The following is a 16,092-nucleotide window of genomic DNA, read 5'->3' on the forward strand; positions in this document are numbered from 1 at the left end:
TCCTCATGCGAATAAAGCTCAAACCACTCAGCGAACAGGTCATCGTCATCACCGGCGCGACGAGCGGAATCGGACTTGTCACCGCGAGAACGGCTGCGAAACGCGGCGCGCGCCTGATGCTCGTGGCGCGCGATGAAGCGGCGCTAAAAGCGCTATCGGAAGAGTTATCGCAAGGCGACAAGCAGCAGGCCGCCTACGCCGTCGCCGACGTGGGCGATGTGGCCCAGTTGCAGGCGGCAGCCGATGCGACCATCGCGCGATTCGGCCGCTTCGACACATGGATCAACAATGCGGGCGTGTCGCTCTATGGCCGTTGTGTCGATGTCCCGCTGGAAGACCAGCGCAAGCTCTTCGATACCAACTTCTGGGGCATCGTGCATGGCTCGCTCATTGCGCTGAAATATCTGCGTCAGCACGGCGGTGCTTTGATCAATCTCGGCAGTGAGCTGTCGGATGTCGCGATTCCGCTGCAGGGCGCCTATGTCGCGTCGAAACATGCCGTCAAGGGGTATACCGATGCGCTGCGCATCGAACTGGAAAACGAACGTGCGCCCGTGTCCGTCACGCTGATCAAGCCTGCCGGAATCGATACGCTCTTCGTCGAGCATGCAAGAAACTACCTCCAACACGAGCCCAGGCTGCCGCAACCGGTCTACGCGCCCGAAGTGGTGGCGAAGGCCATACTGCACTGCGCTGTGGTGCCCGAGCGCGACGTTTATGTCGGTGGCGCGTCGCGCGCGACGGCTTGGTTCGGCCAGCGTGCGCCGCGACTGTACGACAGGCTGGCGAGCCTCGTCGGCGTCAAAGCCCAGCTCACGCGGCAGCTTCATGGCGACGGCGATGCACTCTACGAGGGAGCCGGCAGCCTGCGCGAACGCTCGGGTCGCAACGGCAAAGTGCGCGAGCGAAGCCTGTACACCGATGCGCGTATCGATCCGCCCAGTGTGCGCGGCGTGGCAATGGGCGTGGCCGCTTTGTTGCTACTCGAGGCAGGCCGGCGCTACGTTCGCTCGACGCGCCGGCAGCAGCTTCAATGAGCGCGTCGCACCGTGTCTCCAAAGGACCGGCGCATCCAGATGAATGACACTTAGCCATGAGGCCGTGCCGTAATCGGCCGGAATCGACGATGATGTTTCTGTTTGTCGAAGACGATGAAAACCTTGCCGCTGCGTTCGCAGAACTGGCTGCGTCGCTCGGGCATGATGCCGACATTGCGCGCACGGGCGGCGAGGCGCTTCGCATGGCGGCCGGGACGCGCTACGACACCGTCTTCCTGGATATCGGCCTGCCTGACATGGATGGCCGTAAACTTTGCGAATACATTCGTTTCGCCGGCGCCTCGAACGAGGCCTGCATCGTCGCGGTAACTGGCGATCAGGGGTTCGACGCATCGTCTTCAGTGCAATTCGACGGCTGTCTGCGCAAGCCGGTTACGGCATCCGATCTCACCGTGACCATTCGGCGCTGTTGAGGCGCCACTCGAATGCCGTATGTTTTCGGCTATCGGGCTGCCGCGTGTCCTGGATAAGCTTGACTTAACGAAAGCGGCGCTACGATCTTGGCCCGGACAATGTGGGTGGGCTTTCATGAATCAATTCTTCACCGATCGGCCAGGAGCCATCCGGCGCATCATCGCCATCAAGCGCGATGGAACCGAAACGTCCCGTGCGACTGTAGTCGGCAGGCTTAAGGATGGCAGAGAAGTCCATGGACTCGAACAGGTACTGCTGCATCTGCGGGTTGGGCGCGTCGCGTATTTTTCTTGCGAAGGTTCATCCGACCACGATATCGTTTTTGTCAGCTAGAGGTCGGCGGTACGTCGCCCGATTCGCGTCCTGTCGGGCCGGTCCGGACTCATACGCTACTTTTGCCGTTCTTTCCACACTGGACCGCGCTACCGCGATGCGCTGTTTCCCGTGGCCGGCTCGATCGCCAGGTGTCGGTGCGCCGTGATCCGGAAAGCGCCCGAGCGGCCCTCAAGGCCGCCCGCTTCTTCCTAGAGCCAATAAGCGAGTGTACGGATCTGCTGTCCTGTCGCCAGGACGTTCATGAGTCGCACCTCGGAAGCGGAGCGATCCGCCATGTCTGGCGTCGTCCCGCTGTCCATCCACGACCATGCCCGCCTCAACGCGCGGCAAGCATCCCGACCACGACGCCGACCAGCGTGGCCATCGTGATTGCCTTCCACGGATTCTCGTGGACGAAATCGTCCGTTGTATCGGCGGCGGCCCTGTACTTTCTGGTCACCGCATCTTGTACGTCGGCAAACTTTTCTTTCGCACTAGCGCGCAGATCACTCGACGGCGAAGCGCCGCTATTCCCCTCCCACGACTGAGATGCTTCGCGAAAGCCGTTGTTGTCGGCTTTCGCGGACGTTTCGTTGTCTCCGCTCGGCGAAGCCATTTTTTCGCTCGTTGGGAATTCATAGGCACTGCCGGCTTTTTCAGTCGCCAGAGCGTCGATGGGTTCGTGAGCGCGGTCGTTGTCAGCCATGGTTGCCTCCAATGGGCACTGTGTGGATACGGTGAGGTCGCGGGCGCGCCGAGAAAGATGCAGGGGTCGGCATGAATGCTTTCCGCGCATCCGGCATGCGAGTATCGCAATTGCCGTGCCGTCGGCTGAGCAGTGCACGGCGGATGGGGCACGACGATTGCCGGATGACGAACGAGCCACTGAACCAGGAGCATCACGATGAATCGGAAAGCACTGAACCGGGTGCCCCGCGCGCTGCCTGTTTGCGGGGTAATTCTCGCCGTGGTCGTGGGAGCCAGCGCTCCCGCGAGAGCTCAACCGACCGGCGCCGCCAATACGGGATCGCAAACGCAAACGCAGCGAACTCCGGGCGACGGACGGGTCAGTGGTCAAGGCTCATCGGGCGGAATGCAGCCAAGTACACCGGGCGGCGCACCCGACAGCTCGCCGAGTAACGGTGACGCCGGTTCGCGCGGTTCCGCAGGCGGGATGCAACCTGCGACTCCCGGAGGGGGAAATCACGGGGCGACGTCGCACTAGGCAATTCGAAGGCGCTGTTCTGCTGTTCAGGCGCATGCAGCCGAGTTGCTCGTTCCCGCGCGCTGGGAGTATGCGGCTTGCTTAGCATGCGCATCGGCACTGCTCTCTGCGTTCCCGTGGCAAGGACCTCTTCCCCACGGGGAGTTATCGCGGTCAGATCGCAGGAAGTTCGGCGGGTTTCGCAAAACTTGATCGACCGAACTTACTTATTCGGCCCGATCAGATGGCGAGGCTAGACCACGAACGGCGGCACGGGCGACGACCAAAGTCGAACAGCAGTGCGCAACGCACGCTCATAGAGTGTTCGCTCTTTAGACTGCTCTGGAACACCCGCCGTCGGCCGAACGCTTCGAGATACAAGCGTGTTCAAAGCGTGGGCACAGGCCGTGCGTTCCATGACAGACCCTCGACCGGTCCCTTTCAATGTCGCGTCTCCCTCCCTGCCTTTCTGCGCCCTCCATACTTCTCATCGATGACGAGCCCGACATTCGCACCGTCTGGTCTATGCTGCTGGAGGCGGAGGGCATGGAGGTGAGCAGTGCGCGCGACGGCGCGGATGGCTTGACGCACGCGCAGGCGCATGCCCCCGACGTAATTGTGTGTGACTACATGATGCCCGGCATGAATGGGTTAGAAGTTTGTGATGCTGTCCGAGCGGACAAAGACCTCAAAGGCACAGCGCTCATTCTCTGGTCCGCTGCCAGAGGCATCCAAGCTGGCGGCCGAGTTGACCTTGTCCTCGAAAAGCCTGTGGACTTTGACGCTTTCATTAGGCAAATCCGCCACCTGCTGCGCCGACGCACGCCTCGGTAATTTTTGGCTTTTTGTGACTCTCTTATCGGCTTTCGAAGTCGCCTTTTACCGACCACTGCGGAGCAATCATTAATCGTCTTCAGCCACCGTCCTATGGTGTCATCCCAGCGTAGCGTTTCGCGTTACACTGCGCGAGTGAAAACGGTTCATATCGGCAGAGCTTCCACGCGATCGCCCGCCACGTACCCGGGCGGACTGCTGCGTGACTACATCTTGCCGTCGCTCGGCGTCACCGTCACGCAAGCCGCGAATGATCTCGCTATCTCCCGTCAAACACTCCACCGCGTGCTCGCCGGGCAAATGGCCATATCCGTCGCGATGGCTGCTCGACTGGAGCGGTATTGTGCGATTTCCGCGTCCTTCTGGCTCATTCGACAAAGCGAGTACGACCTTGCGCGCGTGCTTCGCGATGAGGCGAGAGCGCTTTCGCGCATTCCGCGGCATAAGTTGCCTCACGAAGTGATCGAACTTTTAGGAGCGGTGGATGACTCACGAGCCCAATAGCAGCATCGCTTCCACCGGCATACCGGGCTTGGACGACATCCTGGGCGGTGGTTTGTCTCGCGGGCACGTCTTCCTTCTGGAAGGACACCCCGGCACCGGTAAAACCACTGTTGCTCTCCAATTCCTTCTTGCTGAGCCCGACGAGGTCGGACTCTACGTCACGCTGTCTGAGACGGAGAAAGAACTGCGCGCTGGCGCGGCGTCGCACGGATGGACGTTGAAAGACAATCTAACGGTTTTCGAGCTGGTGCCGCCTGAGAGTCTCCTTGACGGAACCCAGCAACAAAGCCTGCTCTACTCGTTTGATCTTGAGCTTGGCGAAACGATCAGGCAGCTTTTCGAGATCTTTGAACGGGTCAAGCCGAGTCGCATCGTGCTCGATAGTCTTTCTGAGATTCGCCTGCTTGCACAAAGCTCGCTGCGGTACAGGCGGCAGATCCTCGCGTTGAAACATTACTTCGCCCGCCATGGCGCGACGGTACTGCTGCTTGATGATCTGACCGCGGAGTTTCAAGACAAGACTGTCCACAGTATCGCGCACGGCGTGATCAAGCTCGAAGAGACGGCGCCGGAGTACGGCGCTGAGCGGCGACGCGTCAGGATCACAAAGTACCGCGGTCGAGCTTACCGAGGCGGGTATCACGATTTCATTATTCGTCCCGGCGGAGTCATGGTCTTTCCCCGCCTCATCGCATCCGAGCATCGCACGAGATTCGCGCGTGTCCAGGCAAAAACAGATATTGCCGAACTCGACGCTTTGCTCGGCGGCGGCATCGAACAAGGTTCGAGTACTTTGGTGTTGGGCCCGGCTGGTACAGGGAAGAGCACCTTCGTATTTCAGTTTCTCGCGGCCGCCGTCCGGCGCGGCGAACGCGCAGCGATGTTTGTATTCGACGAGGAACTCGGGTTGCTGTTCCAGCGTACGCGCGCGATGGGTCTGGACCTGGAAGGCATGCGCGATGAGGGCATGCTGCACATCGAGCAACTGGATGCCGCTGAACTGTCGCCCGGCGAATTTGCATATCGGGTTCGTGCGCGCGTTGACAAGGCGCAGGCCAAAATCGTTGCCATCGACAGCCTGAACGGTTATCAGGCCGCCATGCCCGACGAACAGGCGCTTATATTGCACATCCACGAACTGCTGCAGTACCTCAACCGTCAAGGCGCCACCACGTTTCTCACCGTCGCCCAGCACGGGTTGGTAGGAGAGATGAAGACGCCCGTCGACCTTACTTACCTCGCCGACACCGTGATCCTGCTGCGCTATTTCGAAGCGGTGGGAAAGGTGCGTCGCGCGGTATCGGTGATCAAAAAGCGTACAGGCGAGCATGAACAAACCATTCGCGAATTCGGAATTGGATCAAGCGGTTTATTCCTTGGCCAGCCACTCGAAAATCTTCAAGGCGTGTTACGCGGCGTGCCAAGCTTCGTCGGAGACGCCGAGCGATTGCTGAGCCGGGACGGCGCGAGCCGTGCGTGACATGGGAGAGCCCTGTCACGCCCTGGTCGTAGCACCCTTCGGACGCGACGCCGGGATTCTCGGCGCGCTGCTCGATGAGATGGGTATCACGTCCCGGTCGTGTCCCGACATTGCCTGTCTAGAGTCGGAACTCAGCGACGATATCTGCTTCTGTGTCGTGACTGAAGAGTCCCTTCAGCAAACCACGAATTCGATCATGCTTTCGTGGGTGGCTGGGCAGCAGAGCTGGTCAGACTTGCCGTTCATTGTCCTGACCGGCCGCGAGGGTCATGTGGACCGGGTCGACGTCGCGTCGACGCTTTCCGGCATGCTCGGCAACGTTACCTTCCTTGAAAGACCGTTTCATCCAACTACCTTCGTGAGTGTCGCTCGCTCGGCGAGGAAAGCGCGGCTTCGGCAGTACGAGGCGCGCGCCCGCATTGAAGAAGCGCGCGAAGCTGAACAGCGCCTGCGTACAGCGCTGCTTGCGGGCCAACTTGGCACATGGGAGCTCGATCTGGACGCCTGGACTCTTCAGGCTTCGGTTACCTGCAAGGCGGCTTTCGGGCGTGCGGCAGAAGACACATTTGCATACGGCGACCTGGTCGCCAGCATTCTTCCGGCGGACAACGCCGCAATGCAGGCTGCGCTTCTTGCGACCGCTGAAAAAGGTGGTGACTGGACAGGACAGTACCGCACGGTATGGCCCGAAGGCTCGGTTCACTGGGTCGAGATTCACGCGCGCAAAGTGATCGTTTCTCACGCAACCGAGGTGGGGCATCGATTGGTTGGTGTGTCGCGCGACATTACAGGCGCCAAGACCGCTCAAGAAACGTTGCAACGGCTCAATAGTAATCTCGAGGCGCGAGTAGCAGAGCGCACCGCAGCGCTCGAAAGCGCGCATCAAAAGATTGTCGAGGAGATGGTTCAACGCGAGCGCGCCGAAGACTTGCTCCGGCAATCGCAGAAAATGGAATTGATCGGGCAGTTGACGGGAGGCGTTGCTCATGACTTCAACAATCTGCTGATGGCAATCCTGTCTAACCTTGATTTGTTGCGCAAGTCCGTCGAAGGTGACGCGCGCGCAACCCGTTTGATTGACGGTGCGCTGCAGGGAGCGACCCGCGGCGTCTCGCTGACGCAACGGCTGCTTGCGTTCGCACGACGGCAAGACCTGACGGTCGAGCCAGTGAACGTGGCGAAACTCGTTCACGGCATGACCGCACTAATCGAGCGATCCACGACTCCGCGCATAAAGTTGTCGCTCAATCTCCCTGCCGACCTTCCGCGGGCGCTGGTTGATGCCAATCAACTGGAACTGGCTCTGTTGAATCTAGTGGTGAATGCGCGTGACGCGATGCCAGAGGGCGGAAAACTTGACATTAGCGCTGAAGCGGCTGCAATAGCAGACTCCCCGGACCTTCGCGGGGGAGCCTACATCTGCGTGCGCGTAACCGATAGCGGTACCGGTATGGATGCTTCAACGCTGGCGAAGGCCACCGAGCCTTTTTTCTCCACGAAAGAGGTCGGAAAGGGAACCGGACTTGGCCTATCAATGGTTCACGGTCTTGCGCGCCAATTGAAAGGTGCGTTACGCCTCCACAGCGAGCTTCAGAAGGGAACCCGTGCCGAGCTGTGGCTTCCAGTCACTGATCAGCTGGAGAGGGCATCTACGGCGCCTACTGAGCACTTCGTGCCCGGTCAAGCTGCGAATCTGACCATTCTGGTGGTGGATGACGATCCGTTGGTCGGCGGGAGCACCGCCGCATTACTAGAGGACTTAGGGCACTCCGTGATCGAAGCAGAGTCGGGAGATCGGGCACTTCAGATCCTTCGCTCAGGGCGCGCCGTAGATCTCATCATCACCGATTATTCGATGCCGGGGATGACTGGCATTGAACTGGTGGCGGCTGCCCGCGCTATCTTCCCCCGACTGCCGGTCTTGCTCGCAACCGGTTACGCTGAGCTCCCGACCGACGCACAGCCTGGTGTTCGGAAATTGAGGAAACCCTACCAAAGGAGCCAACTGATTGCTGAGATCGCCAAAGCCGTGGTTCCCTCGAACATGCAAAGGTCCGACTTGCGCTAGGTAAGGACGGTTCAACCGAACGCGTTGGGGCCGGCAGAAGCGCGACTGAATTCCCGGCTCAAATCGGAACCGCGTGGGGTCGATGACCAAGCAAGTTCTACGCGTCGGATGCTCGCCCTGTAGCTCGTCAGTGCCGGCACCGCACTTTTCGCGCCGCCAAGAGCCTGCGCCTTGCTAACCAGCTAACCGCGTAAGTTAACGTAATAAACGGAGTCCGCCGAGCGAAAACGGTCTACAGTGAGCAGACCGTCCTCAAAATTGGGACTGGTCTTTCAGAGGTAGTCATGCGAGTAGAAATCAAGAATGCCATTTCTCCTGCGGAAAACGAGAATGCTTACAACCGGGATCGTCGGGCAAAGCTTCTCATTCTCAAAACCGCGGACGCTAACAGGGAAGAGCAGCGGCGAATCAGCTTTGCTCTTATCGATTCGACCGTGCACAAGTGGCGCTATCCCGCTAAACCGTGAAAAGCTGATCGTTGGCGTTGTTTTTCAGTCTGCGCCGTCGTCGCCGGAGAACGCCGGGAAGCAGCGCGGCCCAGAGATGCATCGGAGAAAGAGAGATAACGAGCGGCACATCGGCACGAAGTGCCGCTGTGGGCGTGGATGCCCACTCGCGGGTCCATAGCGTGCTGGAGACGGTCGCAACCGAATCGGATGTTCGGCAAGCGCATACCCTGTTGCAGGGTCACGAGTAGCACGCAATTGCGCGACGCTCAATCTGCAGGAAGGTCCGAGTAAAGGGAAGTTCCTCCGCTTGGGACATTCCTGCGCTTGGCGATCGGTGTTAAAAGCAGGGCGGCCACCACTGGGGTTTCGTGCGAAGCTCATCGCTCGCGCCCCCTCAGTTGAAAAACGGGCGCCCGCCTGCGACTGCTCACATCACTGACGCTTCACAGCGTCCTTCTTCAGCTTTTTTGCTTCCTTCTTTTCCTTGGGCGTCTTGGTGGCAACCTTCTTCTGCGCTTTCTTGGCGTCCTGCGACTTGCTCATCGTGTGCTCCTCGTACCGGATATCGTGGGTGGTCATTTTACACAACGCACTGCGTATTCCAAGCAAATCGAACAGCCATTCCACGGTAAAGCGAACGCTGATTCCACTGCAAGGCGAACAGCGATTTCGCGCCATCGCGAACAAACAGGATGCAGCGATACGGGGGTTTTGCCTTTTTACTCGGACTGCGACTTCGCGGTCAACTGACTTCGCGTCTTGCGCATCGATTCGCCGGCAAGCGTGATGCGATGAGCGTTGTGCACCAGCCGGTCGAGGATTGCGTCCGCGACCGTCGGTTCGCCAATCGCGTCATGCCAGAGGTCCACGGCCAGCTGGCTTGTGGCCAGTGTGGATCGGTTGCCGTGTCGGTCATCGAGAACCTCAAGCAGGTCACGCCGCGCCGAGTCGCTCAGCGGCGTCATCGCAAGGTCGTCAAGTATCACGAGATCCGTCTTGGCGAGTTGCGCAAGCCAGCGTGCGTAGCGGCCACTACCGTGCGCAATAGCCAACTCTTCACTGAGCTTCGGCACGCGCAGATAACACGCCGAGAAGCCCTGTCTGCAGGCCTGAACTGCGAAGGCGCAACCCAGCCAGCTCTTGCCAAGGCCGGTCGGCGCGACCAGGATGAGATTCTGGCGCTCCCGAATCCATTCACAGGTCAGCAGCCGAGCGGTGAGCGCGCGATCCAGCCCGCGCGCAGTGCGGTAATCGATATCCTCCGGCGAGGCGCCGGAGAACTTCAGCTTCGCGCGCCGCAAGCGCGCAGTTGTCTGTCTCGATTCCCGCTGGCTGGCTTCGCGCTCGACCAGAAGGCCCAGGCGCTCTTCGAAGCCAAGCCGATCAATGCCCTCCTGCGCCTGCTGTTCGGCAAGGGCAGCGGCCATGCCGCTCAGGCGCAGCGCATGCAGTTTGTCGACGGTCGGATGATGAAGCATGACGATTCCTTCCTGATTTCAGTGATAGTAGGATGGCCCGCGCACGTTGGCGTGCATGAGCGGCAGGTCGGCCTGGAGCGTAGCCGGTTCTGGCTCACGGTCCAGGCCGTTCTTCAGCGTCGAGGCAATGAACTTGTAGTTCGGCGCTTTCAGGTCGATGGCGCGGCGGCAGGCGGCCTCGAGCCGTTCGCGCCCGTAGTCCTTGCCCATGCGCAGCACACCCAGACAGGCGCGGTACGCCTGCTGCGGATGCTTGCGCGCGCCCAGCAGGTGCTGGATGACGGCGGAGGTGTGCGGGCCAATGTCGGCGGCCCAGTTGCCCAGCCGTTGCGGGTCACAGCCCTTCACGACGGCCTGGTGTTCCGGTGGCATGTGCGCGTCGATGGTGGTGTGGAAGCGACGGCGGGCACTCTTGCCGTGCGCGGCGATGCGCTGGCCGCGATGGAAGATCTCGACGGTATTGGTCGTGACGCGCACATCGACCTGCTCGCGTGCATAGCGGTACGACACGGAGTAGTAGTGCTGGTCCACTTCGACGTGATAGTCCGGCCCCACGCGAGCGACGATCCAATCTGCGTACTGGTAGGGCGTGTCTGGAAGCGGGCGCAGCGCAGGCCGATCGATTTCCTCGAATACGCTACGGCGCGAGCCCGGCAGCTTCTTGAATGGCCGGTTGTTCAGATCCACCAGCAACACGGCGACGGCCCGGTTGGCCTCATCGAGGTTAAAGAAGCGCTGGTTTCGCAAGCGCGCGAGAATCCATCGCTGGACCAGGAGTACCGAGAGCTCGGCTTTCGGCTTGTCACGCGGCTTTCTTGGACGCGCTGGGATGATGGCGGTGGAGTAATGCCTCGCCATCTCCTGGTAGGTCTCGTTGATCTGTGGTTCGTAGAAGTTGGCCTTGAGCACGCCCGACTTCAGGTTATCCGGGACCAGAATCTCGACTACGCCGTTGTAAAACGCAAAGGCGCGCACATGCGAGCCGATCCAGTCGGGCAGTTTCTGCGTCCACGTCAGCTCAGCGAATGTGTAGCCGGACACGCCGAGGGCCGCAACGAACAACTCAGCTTCACGGATCTCGCCCGTGTCCGGATTGATGATGCCGAGCTTCTTGCCGGAGTAATCGACGAACAGCTTCTGCCCCGGCATGTGCGTTTGTCGCATCGTCACCGGCAGTCGCTGCGCCCATTCCTGATAGGCCCGGCAGAACCAGCTATAGCCGTATCCGTCCGGATGCTGGGCCCTGTATTCCTGCCACAGCAGCTCCAGCGTCACGCCCGGCTTGCCGATCTCGCGATGTATCGTCGGCCAGTGCGGCATGCCTCGCGGAAGCGCGCGTGGCGCGGGCGGTGGATACAGCCGGGCTTCGAGTGCCGCGTCGTCGCTCGCCAGTTGTGCTGGCAACGGCCACTGTAGGCCGGCCAGTTTCACCCGGTGCAGGTATTGCCACACTGTCGAGGTCGACGTGCCGATGGCCTGGGCGATTTCCCGATGGGTGCGGTCGCAGTCGAAGTGCAGCCGAAGGACTTCACGAATTTTACGCATGGTCAACCTGATGTTTGCCATCCGGCACTCCCGACAAAATTGTCGAGCGTGCCATCGTTGACCCGCGTCGCTGCTACAGCACCTTGCTGTTCGCTTTCGCGTGGAATCCCTGTTCGTTTTGCCGTGGAATCGGCGTTCGTTTTGCCGTGGAATTCATGTTCGCTTTCGCGTGGAATTTACGTTCGATTTGGCGTGGAATATTCACAACGCACAGCACTCAGTGGCACTGGCGGCGAGTGATGACCCGTTGCTCCGCGTCTTCCAAAAGCTTGCGCGCGTATTCCGATATCCGGTATTCGTCGTTCCCGATCCCAAACGGTGACTCGGGGATCAAGCCGCGGGCTTCTCTGAGGAACTCGGCGCGCACTTCGGGCGTGATGAAGCGCACCGGAGCGACGATTGATTCGCCTCTGTCGTCGACGTCGCCCACTTCGATGCCCTCTGTATTGCGAATTGGCGCGCGAGCGTTGACGCCAAGTCTGGTTTTCGTATAGATGATGTCGTTGGTGTTGACATTGAAGGACATGGGGCGTCTCCGTGCCATAGAGGGTACAGCCCTTGCGCATCGGCGGACCGCACCTGACTCAATCAAGCATGAGTCGGTCCCGGTCGCGCGTTCGCTGTCGACTGTCGTCGGACTTGCTGAATGCGGCTTGCCCACGTGCTTTCCAAACTAGCGCCGTGGGAGGTCACTTCCATATAGCTATGTAACGAGTTGCCGATCCGTCGCGCGCAAAAAAATAACTGGCATCAGTCGACGGTTCTGCGCGAGCCCGGCCATGCGAGACCGCCGCGACGCGCCAGTAGCAAATCATTCGCGACCTGTCTCGGTGAGACCTCGCGATTCGAGCGCTGGCAGCTTGAATGACAGCAGTGTCATGGACTAAGGTAGACATGACGATCAGCCTTCGGAAGCATGACAGGATGACCGATTCATCCGCAGTCGAGGCGACCGCCCTCCTGACGAATCTCATTCAATCCGTTGAATCCGATCACGACCTTGTTCGCGCCGTCCTGGACGTTTCGCGTCGACGCGAGGGTGAAAAGGGAGCCTGCTCGTCTGCATCTGGCAACGAAGTCGATTTCAACGGAGGAGGCGATCATGCCCCAATGCATGTGTTCGCATCGGCCGTCTCGCCGCATGTTTCTTTGCTGTAGCGCATCGGCGACCTTCGGCGCTCTGATGGGGCCGATTCTGAGCGGATCATCTGTCGCCCGGGCCGAACAGGTGTCGGGAGATGTACCGACTGTCGATCGTCTCGCGCTGCGCGTCGTAACGGACAGCTACCAACTGGCGATCGCGCCGAGTGGAAGGATCGGGAGTATCGATGTCATCCGCTTCGGCATGCCTCCCGCGGGAAAATCGTTGCTGGGAGAATTCGGTCTGGCAATGCACGCAGAATCCAGCCGCGGCGCAGAGACGCGAAACATGCTGATCGACTTCGGATTTACCTCCGAGACGCTGGAAAACAATCTGTCGATGTTGGGCATTGCACCGGAGAGCATCGATGCGCTTGTTCTGAGCCACGGACATTACGATCACTTCGGAGGCCTTGCCGGTTTTCTGCAACACAATCGACGCAGGCTGCGGCCCGACGTTCCGCTGTATGTCGGCGGCGAAGAGGCCTTTTGCACCCGCGAGTGGACGGCGGGAAAGGTCGAGGATTTCGGTTATATCGACCGTAGCGCGCTGGCCGGCGCCAAGGTCCGGATCGTCACGGCCGAAGCGCCGTCGATAATCGCGGGTCATGGCTTCACCACTGGAAACATACCGACTCGCTCGTTTGAGAAGGTGCTGTCTCCGAGCCGGATGCACGTCGGGATCAAGGATGGCATCGGATGCTTTCCCGACAAGCTTGCCACGGAAAAGCAGAGCGTCCAGGTCATCGCGGACGACTTCCAGCACGAACTGGCGACGTGCTTCAACGTGAAAGGACGCGGTCTCGTCGTGATCACGTCCTGTAGTCACCGCGGCGTGGTGAATGCCGTATCGCGTGCGCTGGAAATCTCCGGCGTCAGCAAAGTGCATGCGGTGGCCGGCGGCTTTCATCTTGCGCCGCAGAAGGAAGACTATGTCAGGCAGACCTTCACCGAGTTGATGAAATTCGATCCGGACTATGTCATTCCCATGCACTGCACCGGCGAGACGTTCGTTCAGATCTTGGAGAAAGAGGCGCCCGACAAGTTCATCCGCTCATACACGGGAAGCCGCTACGTCTTTGCGAGCTGATCGTTGAGAAAGCGCCCGAGCGACGCTCGGCCGGGACAGAGGCCTGTCATGGTTGTCTCGTGGCGGAGCCGCCGAGTGTCTTCGTCGTTGCCTCGCAGGCGGTGCCGTGGAAACTTGTGGCAGGCGGATTGAGCGGCGGGAACACGAACATGAAGTTCGCCGAGTCGCTGCCGGTCGCGGCCGTTGCATACACGTATCCCGTCGAGCTGATGACCGGAGAGGAGCGCCCGCCGCCATGCCACTTCAATTCGGCGACGGGCTGTAATGTCACGATGTCGAGCGTGGTTAAAGCGCCCGCGGTCGCGACATACACGAGGTTACATGACGCGGCTGCCGCGACGATCGATTCGCCAGGCAGGTCGACATGATTTGCGAGCACATTAGCAACTGAAAAACCCGCAAGCCCGCCTTTCTGTTCCACGACGATCAACCGGCCGTCAGGCAGACGTGTCGGCACGGCGGCGACGACGCCGAGATTGCCGGTGGAATCGGCCAAAGGCGTAAAGTTCGGCCCGGCGAACGTGAGCCGGTTCGATTTTTCGCCGCTCGCCGCCACGACCGTATGGCCGTCGGGCAAGATGAGCGGCCCTGACGATGCGACACGATTCGCGTCGTGCACGCGAAACCGCTCGGTGAATCCCTGCGCGGGATCGAACGTGTAGCCAACGAGATCCTGCCTCGCGTCGGAGATCATCACGGTCGGTGTCTCGCCCTTGTCGCTCTGCCAGATCGCGACGTTGGACAATGGCCACGTCGTATCGTCGGGCAGGCATGCGGCGAAGTTCGTGCATGACGGCGGCGCGGAGGGCTCGTCGAATCCCCATGGAGGCAACAGGTCGAGCAGATCGTGCCAGTTCGCGCTGCCCGACACCGTGCCGGGCGTGGGCTCGGCCACGAGCGTATCGCCGAGCACTGCGCCGCTGGTGGAGAACGCGACCAGGCGCAACGAGGTATAGACCGGTGTGGAGTACACCGCCGGCACGATGACGGACTCGACGCCGTTGCTGCTCCAGATGTTCGGCGGCGCGTTGGCATCGCCGCGACTGCTGTATTTCGTGTCGCTCCAGCGCTGCGGGAACGGCGTCTGATACAGCCACCCTCCGCCGGCGGAGAACTTGTGCAGCGTGGATTCGTAACGATAGACGCTCGTCTCTCCCGCGACGAGAACACGCGTCTCGGCTACCACGTACACCGATCCGTCCACACCGACCACAGGCGAGGACGTGACCCATTGTCCCGCTGGCAACTGGCGGCTCCAGGCGGGCGTGCCATCGGCGTGAAAGGCGAGCACCTGTCCGTTGAGGTTGCCGATGTAGACAGTCCCGTCTGGGCCGACGACAGGGCCTGCGCCTGAAGCGAGTGGGCCGATCGTCGCGGCACGTACCGTCTTCGTCGCGGGAGCCGTGACGACCTTTGCGAAACCGGTGTTCGACGCGTCGGCGTGCGGATGCGTCCACTCGGCATAGCCGACATTCGCGATGGCTGCGAGCCCGGCAACAAATAGCACTGGTTTGATGTCCATCGCGCCCCCTTGAATGACGTGTTGTCCGGGCGGAGATCAATGGCTCGCGTTGAAGTTATCAGCACACGAGTGGCATTTGCCATAGCGCTTGCAGCCAGGCACTTCGACGACTGGCATGAGCATTTGCGATTCTGCCTTCGTTGCCGAGCGCAAACGGCGACGCACTCTCCGTGGTCGGTCAAATGCACAGACCGGGCCAATCGGGCATCGAGTCCGAACCGGGTAGCGTAAGCGCCTGAATTTGCGACGTTTCCCTGGATAAGCCTCTGCTCCGAAGTTACGCGGCGCCGGGCAAGAAAGATTGGAATGGCGGTTAGCGTCCAACACATCGCTCATGCTGTTGTTATCTGCCCGCGTATCGTCGTGTGCTTGTCTGGTGGCGACTTAGAATGGAATGGTCCACGCGTATACAGGACACGAGCCAGGACACGAGCGATCATGACGCCACGAACGAGAACCGTCCTCGCCCTGACGGCGTTGCTGCTTGCGATCGCCGCCGCATTCTTCATTCCATTGCCGCGCGATGCTTCGCCCGCGACGCGGATTATCAGCATCGTCGAGATTCAACGTGCGCCCTCCGCCGTGTTCGAATTCGTCACAACGCCGGCTTACTGGCCAGCATGGCATCCGTCGTCATTGTCGGTTCAAGGAACGACTGACCATCCGCTTGAAGTGGGAGAACAGGTGGCCGAGGAGTTTCGCGTGGCGGGCAGACGCGGCCGTGTCGTCTGGACCGTCAGCGTCAAGACGTATCCGGTGCGGTGGTCGATCGACGGCGTGATCGATGGTCGCGCTGCCGGCACTGTCACCTATATGCTCGCGCCGCGAACGAACGGGACACGCTTCATCCGCGAGTTCACATATCGCGCACCTTCGGTATGGTTCGCTATCCTGAACTGGATCGTACTGAAGGGCACGATCCAGTCCGAATCTGACGAGGCGGTGATGCGGTTGAAGCGCTTGCTCGAAAGCATGCCCGCACGTTAGGTTC

The 16,092-nt window shown here is 60.5% G+C and carries 16 protein-coding genes; 11 read left to right on the top strand and 5 right to left on the bottom strand.

The annotated features are described in order from the left end of the window. Positions 1–5 precede the first annotated feature (5 nt). The 3 genes from AWB82_RS13530 (at position 6) to AWB82_RS13540 (ending at position 1,805) form a co-directional block, all read left to right on the top strand. On the top strand, positions 6–1,037 hold the full coding sequence (locus AWB82_RS13530) for an SDR family oxidoreductase (protein WP_086967911.1): 1,032 nt from the start codon (positions 6–8) through the stop codon (positions 1,035–1,037). 89 nt (positions 1,038–1,126) lie between these two features. Beyond that, complete coding sequence (locus AWB82_RS13535; RefSeq protein WP_086967814.1) at positions 1,127–1,471, top strand: response regulator; 345 nt, start codon at positions 1,127–1,129, stop codon at positions 1,469–1,471. 115 nt (positions 1,472–1,586) lie between these two features. Then, on the top strand, positions 1,587–1,805 hold the full coding sequence (locus tag AWB82_RS13540) for a hypothetical protein (RefSeq protein WP_143756717.1): 219 nt from the start codon (positions 1,587–1,589) through the stop codon (positions 1,803–1,805). Between the two features lie 319 nt (positions 1,806–2,124). Here AWB82_RS13540 and AWB82_RS13545 read toward each other — a convergent pair whose 3' ends face one another. Next, positions 2,125–2,493, bottom strand: coding sequence for a DUF883 family protein (locus AWB82_RS13545; RefSeq protein WP_159462585.1), 369 nt, complete (start codon positions 2,491–2,493; stop codon positions 2,125–2,127). 942 nt (positions 2,494–3,435) lie between these two features. On the opposite strand from AWB82_RS13545, the gene AWB82_RS39160 reads away from it, so the two are divergent. The 5 genes from AWB82_RS39160 (at position 3,436) to AWB82_RS37065 (ending at position 8,344) form a co-directional block, all read left to right on the top strand. Next, complete coding sequence (locus AWB82_RS39160; protein WP_086967820.1) at positions 3,436–3,825, top strand: response regulator transcription factor; 390 nt, start codon at positions 3,436–3,438, stop codon at positions 3,823–3,825. 93 nt (positions 3,826–3,918) lie between these two features. After that, positions 3,919–4,329: a HigA family addiction module antitoxin gene (locus tag AWB82_RS39165; protein WP_086967821.1), complete on the top strand. Its 411-nt coding sequence runs from the start codon at positions 3,919–3,921 to the stop codon at positions 4,327–4,329. Then, a complete protein-coding gene (locus AWB82_RS13560; RefSeq protein ID WP_086967823.1) occupies positions 4,310–5,809 on the top strand; it encodes an ATPase domain-containing protein in 1,500 nt (499 codons plus the stop codon). Before AWB82_RS39165 ends, AWB82_RS13560 begins: the two co-directional genes overlap by 20 nt. A 1-nt stretch (position 5,810) precedes the next feature. Continuing rightward, positions 5,811–7,877: a PAS domain-containing hybrid sensor histidine kinase/response regulator gene (locus AWB82_RS13565; protein WP_086967825.1), complete on the top strand. Its 2,067-nt coding sequence runs from the start codon at positions 5,811–5,813 to the stop codon at positions 7,875–7,877. 284 nt (positions 7,878–8,161) lie between these two features. Further along, a complete protein-coding gene (locus AWB82_RS37065; protein ID WP_143756719.1) occupies positions 8,162–8,344 on the top strand; it encodes a hypothetical protein in 183 nt (60 codons plus the stop codon). A gap of 701 nt (positions 8,345–9,045) precedes the next feature. Here AWB82_RS37065 and istB read toward each other — a convergent pair. From istB to AWB82_RS13580, 3 genes are all read right to left on the bottom strand, one after another. After that, entirely contained in the window at positions 9,046–9,804 is a 759-nt protein-coding gene (istB, locus tag AWB82_RS13570) for an IS21-like element helper ATPase IstB (RefSeq protein WP_086967827.1), read from the bottom strand. Between the two features lie 18 nt (positions 9,805–9,822). Continuing rightward, complete coding sequence (gene istA / locus AWB82_RS13575; RefSeq protein WP_086967829.1) at positions 9,823–11,370, bottom strand: IS21 family transposase; 1,548 nt, start codon at positions 11,368–11,370, stop codon at positions 9,823–9,825. Positions 11,371–11,566: 196 nt separating this feature from the next. Beyond that, entirely contained in the window at positions 11,567–11,875 is a 309-nt protein-coding gene (locus tag AWB82_RS13580) for a hypothetical protein (protein ID WP_086967831.1), read from the bottom strand. A gap of 368 nt (positions 11,876–12,243) precedes the next feature. Here AWB82_RS13580 and AWB82_RS37945 point away from each other — a divergent pair, with 368 nt between their 5' ends. Together AWB82_RS37945 and AWB82_RS13585 are read left to right on the top strand one after the other, a co-directional pair. Then, on the top strand, positions 12,244–12,507 hold the full coding sequence (locus AWB82_RS37945; RefSeq protein WP_200818103.1) for a hypothetical protein: 264 nt from the start codon (positions 12,244–12,246) through the stop codon (positions 12,505–12,507). Positions 12,508–12,532: 25 nt separating this feature from the next. Further along, positions 12,533–13,579 (top strand): MBL fold metallo-hydrolase, encoded by a 1,047-nt coding sequence (locus AWB82_RS13585; protein ID WP_235023275.1) that lies wholly within the window; start codon positions 12,533–12,535, stop codon positions 13,577–13,579. Positions 13,580–13,625: 46 nt separating this feature from the next. Here the strand turns inward: AWB82_RS13585 and AWB82_RS13590 are convergent, their stop codons facing one another. Next, a complete protein-coding gene (locus AWB82_RS13590; protein WP_086967833.1) occupies positions 13,626–15,101 on the bottom strand; it encodes an outer membrane protein assembly factor BamB family protein in 1,476 nt (491 codons plus the stop codon). 438 nt (positions 15,102–15,539) lie between these two features. Here AWB82_RS13590 and AWB82_RS13595 point away from each other — a divergent pair, with 438 nt between their 5' ends. Beyond that, on the top strand, positions 15,540–16,088 hold the full coding sequence (locus AWB82_RS13595) for an SRPBCC family protein (protein ID WP_086967835.1): 549 nt from the start codon (positions 15,540–15,542) through the stop codon (positions 16,086–16,088). Positions 16,089–16,092 lie beyond the last annotated feature (4 nt).

This window comes from Caballeronia glebae, assembly GCF_001545035.1.
GTDB classification, from domain to species: domain Bacteria; phylum Pseudomonadota; class Gammaproteobacteria; order Burkholderiales; family Burkholderiaceae; genus Caballeronia; species Caballeronia glebae.

Coding starts and splice junctions, on each gene's coding strand:
- AWB82_RS13530 (WP_086967911.1), top strand. CDS start 6: ATGCGAATAAAGCTCAAACCACTCAGCGAACAGGTCATCGTCATCACC.
- AWB82_RS13535 (WP_086967814.1), top strand. CDS start 1,127: ATGATGTTTCTGTTTGTCGAAGACGATGAAAACCTTGCCGCTGCGTTC.
- AWB82_RS13540 (WP_143756717.1), top strand. CDS start 1,587: ATGAATCAATTCTTCACCGATCGGCCAGGAGCCATCCGGCGCATCATC.
- AWB82_RS13545 (WP_159462585.1), bottom strand. CDS start 2,493: ATGGCTGACAACGACCGCGCTCACGAACCCATCGACGCTCTGGCGACT.
- AWB82_RS39160 (WP_086967820.1), top strand. CDS start 3,436: ATGTCGCGTCTCCCTCCCTGCCTTTCTGCGCCCTCCATACTTCTCATC.
- AWB82_RS39165 (WP_086967821.1), top strand. CDS start 3,919: ATGGTGTCATCCCAGCGTAGCGTTTCGCGTTACACTGCGCGAGTGAAA.
- AWB82_RS13560 (WP_086967823.1), top strand. CDS start 4,310: ATGACTCACGAGCCCAATAGCAGCATCGCTTCCACCGGCATACCGGGC.
- AWB82_RS13565 (WP_086967825.1), top strand. CDS start 5,811: ATGGGAGAGCCCTGTCACGCCCTGGTCGTAGCACCCTTCGGACGCGAC.
- AWB82_RS37065 (WP_143756719.1), top strand. CDS start 8,162: ATGCGAGTAGAAATCAAGAATGCCATTTCTCCTGCGGAAAACGAGAAT.
- istB (WP_086967827.1), bottom strand. CDS start 9,804: ATGCTTCATCATCCGACCGTCGACAAACTGCATGCGCTGCGCCTGAGC.
- istA (WP_086967829.1), bottom strand. CDS start 11,370: ATGGCAAACATCAGGTTGACCATGCGTAAAATTCGTGAAGTCCTTCGG.
- AWB82_RS13580 (WP_086967831.1), bottom strand. CDS start 11,875: ATGTCCTTCAATGTCAACACCAACGACATCATCTATACGAAAACCAGA.
- AWB82_RS37945 (WP_200818103.1), top strand. CDS start 12,244: ATGACGATCAGCCTTCGGAAGCATGACAGGATGACCGATTCATCCGCA.
- AWB82_RS13585 (WP_235023275.1), top strand. CDS start 12,533: ATGGGGCCGATTCTGAGCGGATCATCTGTCGCCCGGGCCGAACAGGTG.
- AWB82_RS13590 (WP_086967833.1), bottom strand. CDS start 15,101: ATGGACATCAAACCAGTGCTATTTGTTGCCGGGCTCGCAGCCATCGCG.
- AWB82_RS13595 (WP_086967835.1), top strand. CDS start 15,540: ATGACGCCACGAACGAGAACCGTCCTCGCCCTGACGGCGTTGCTGCTT.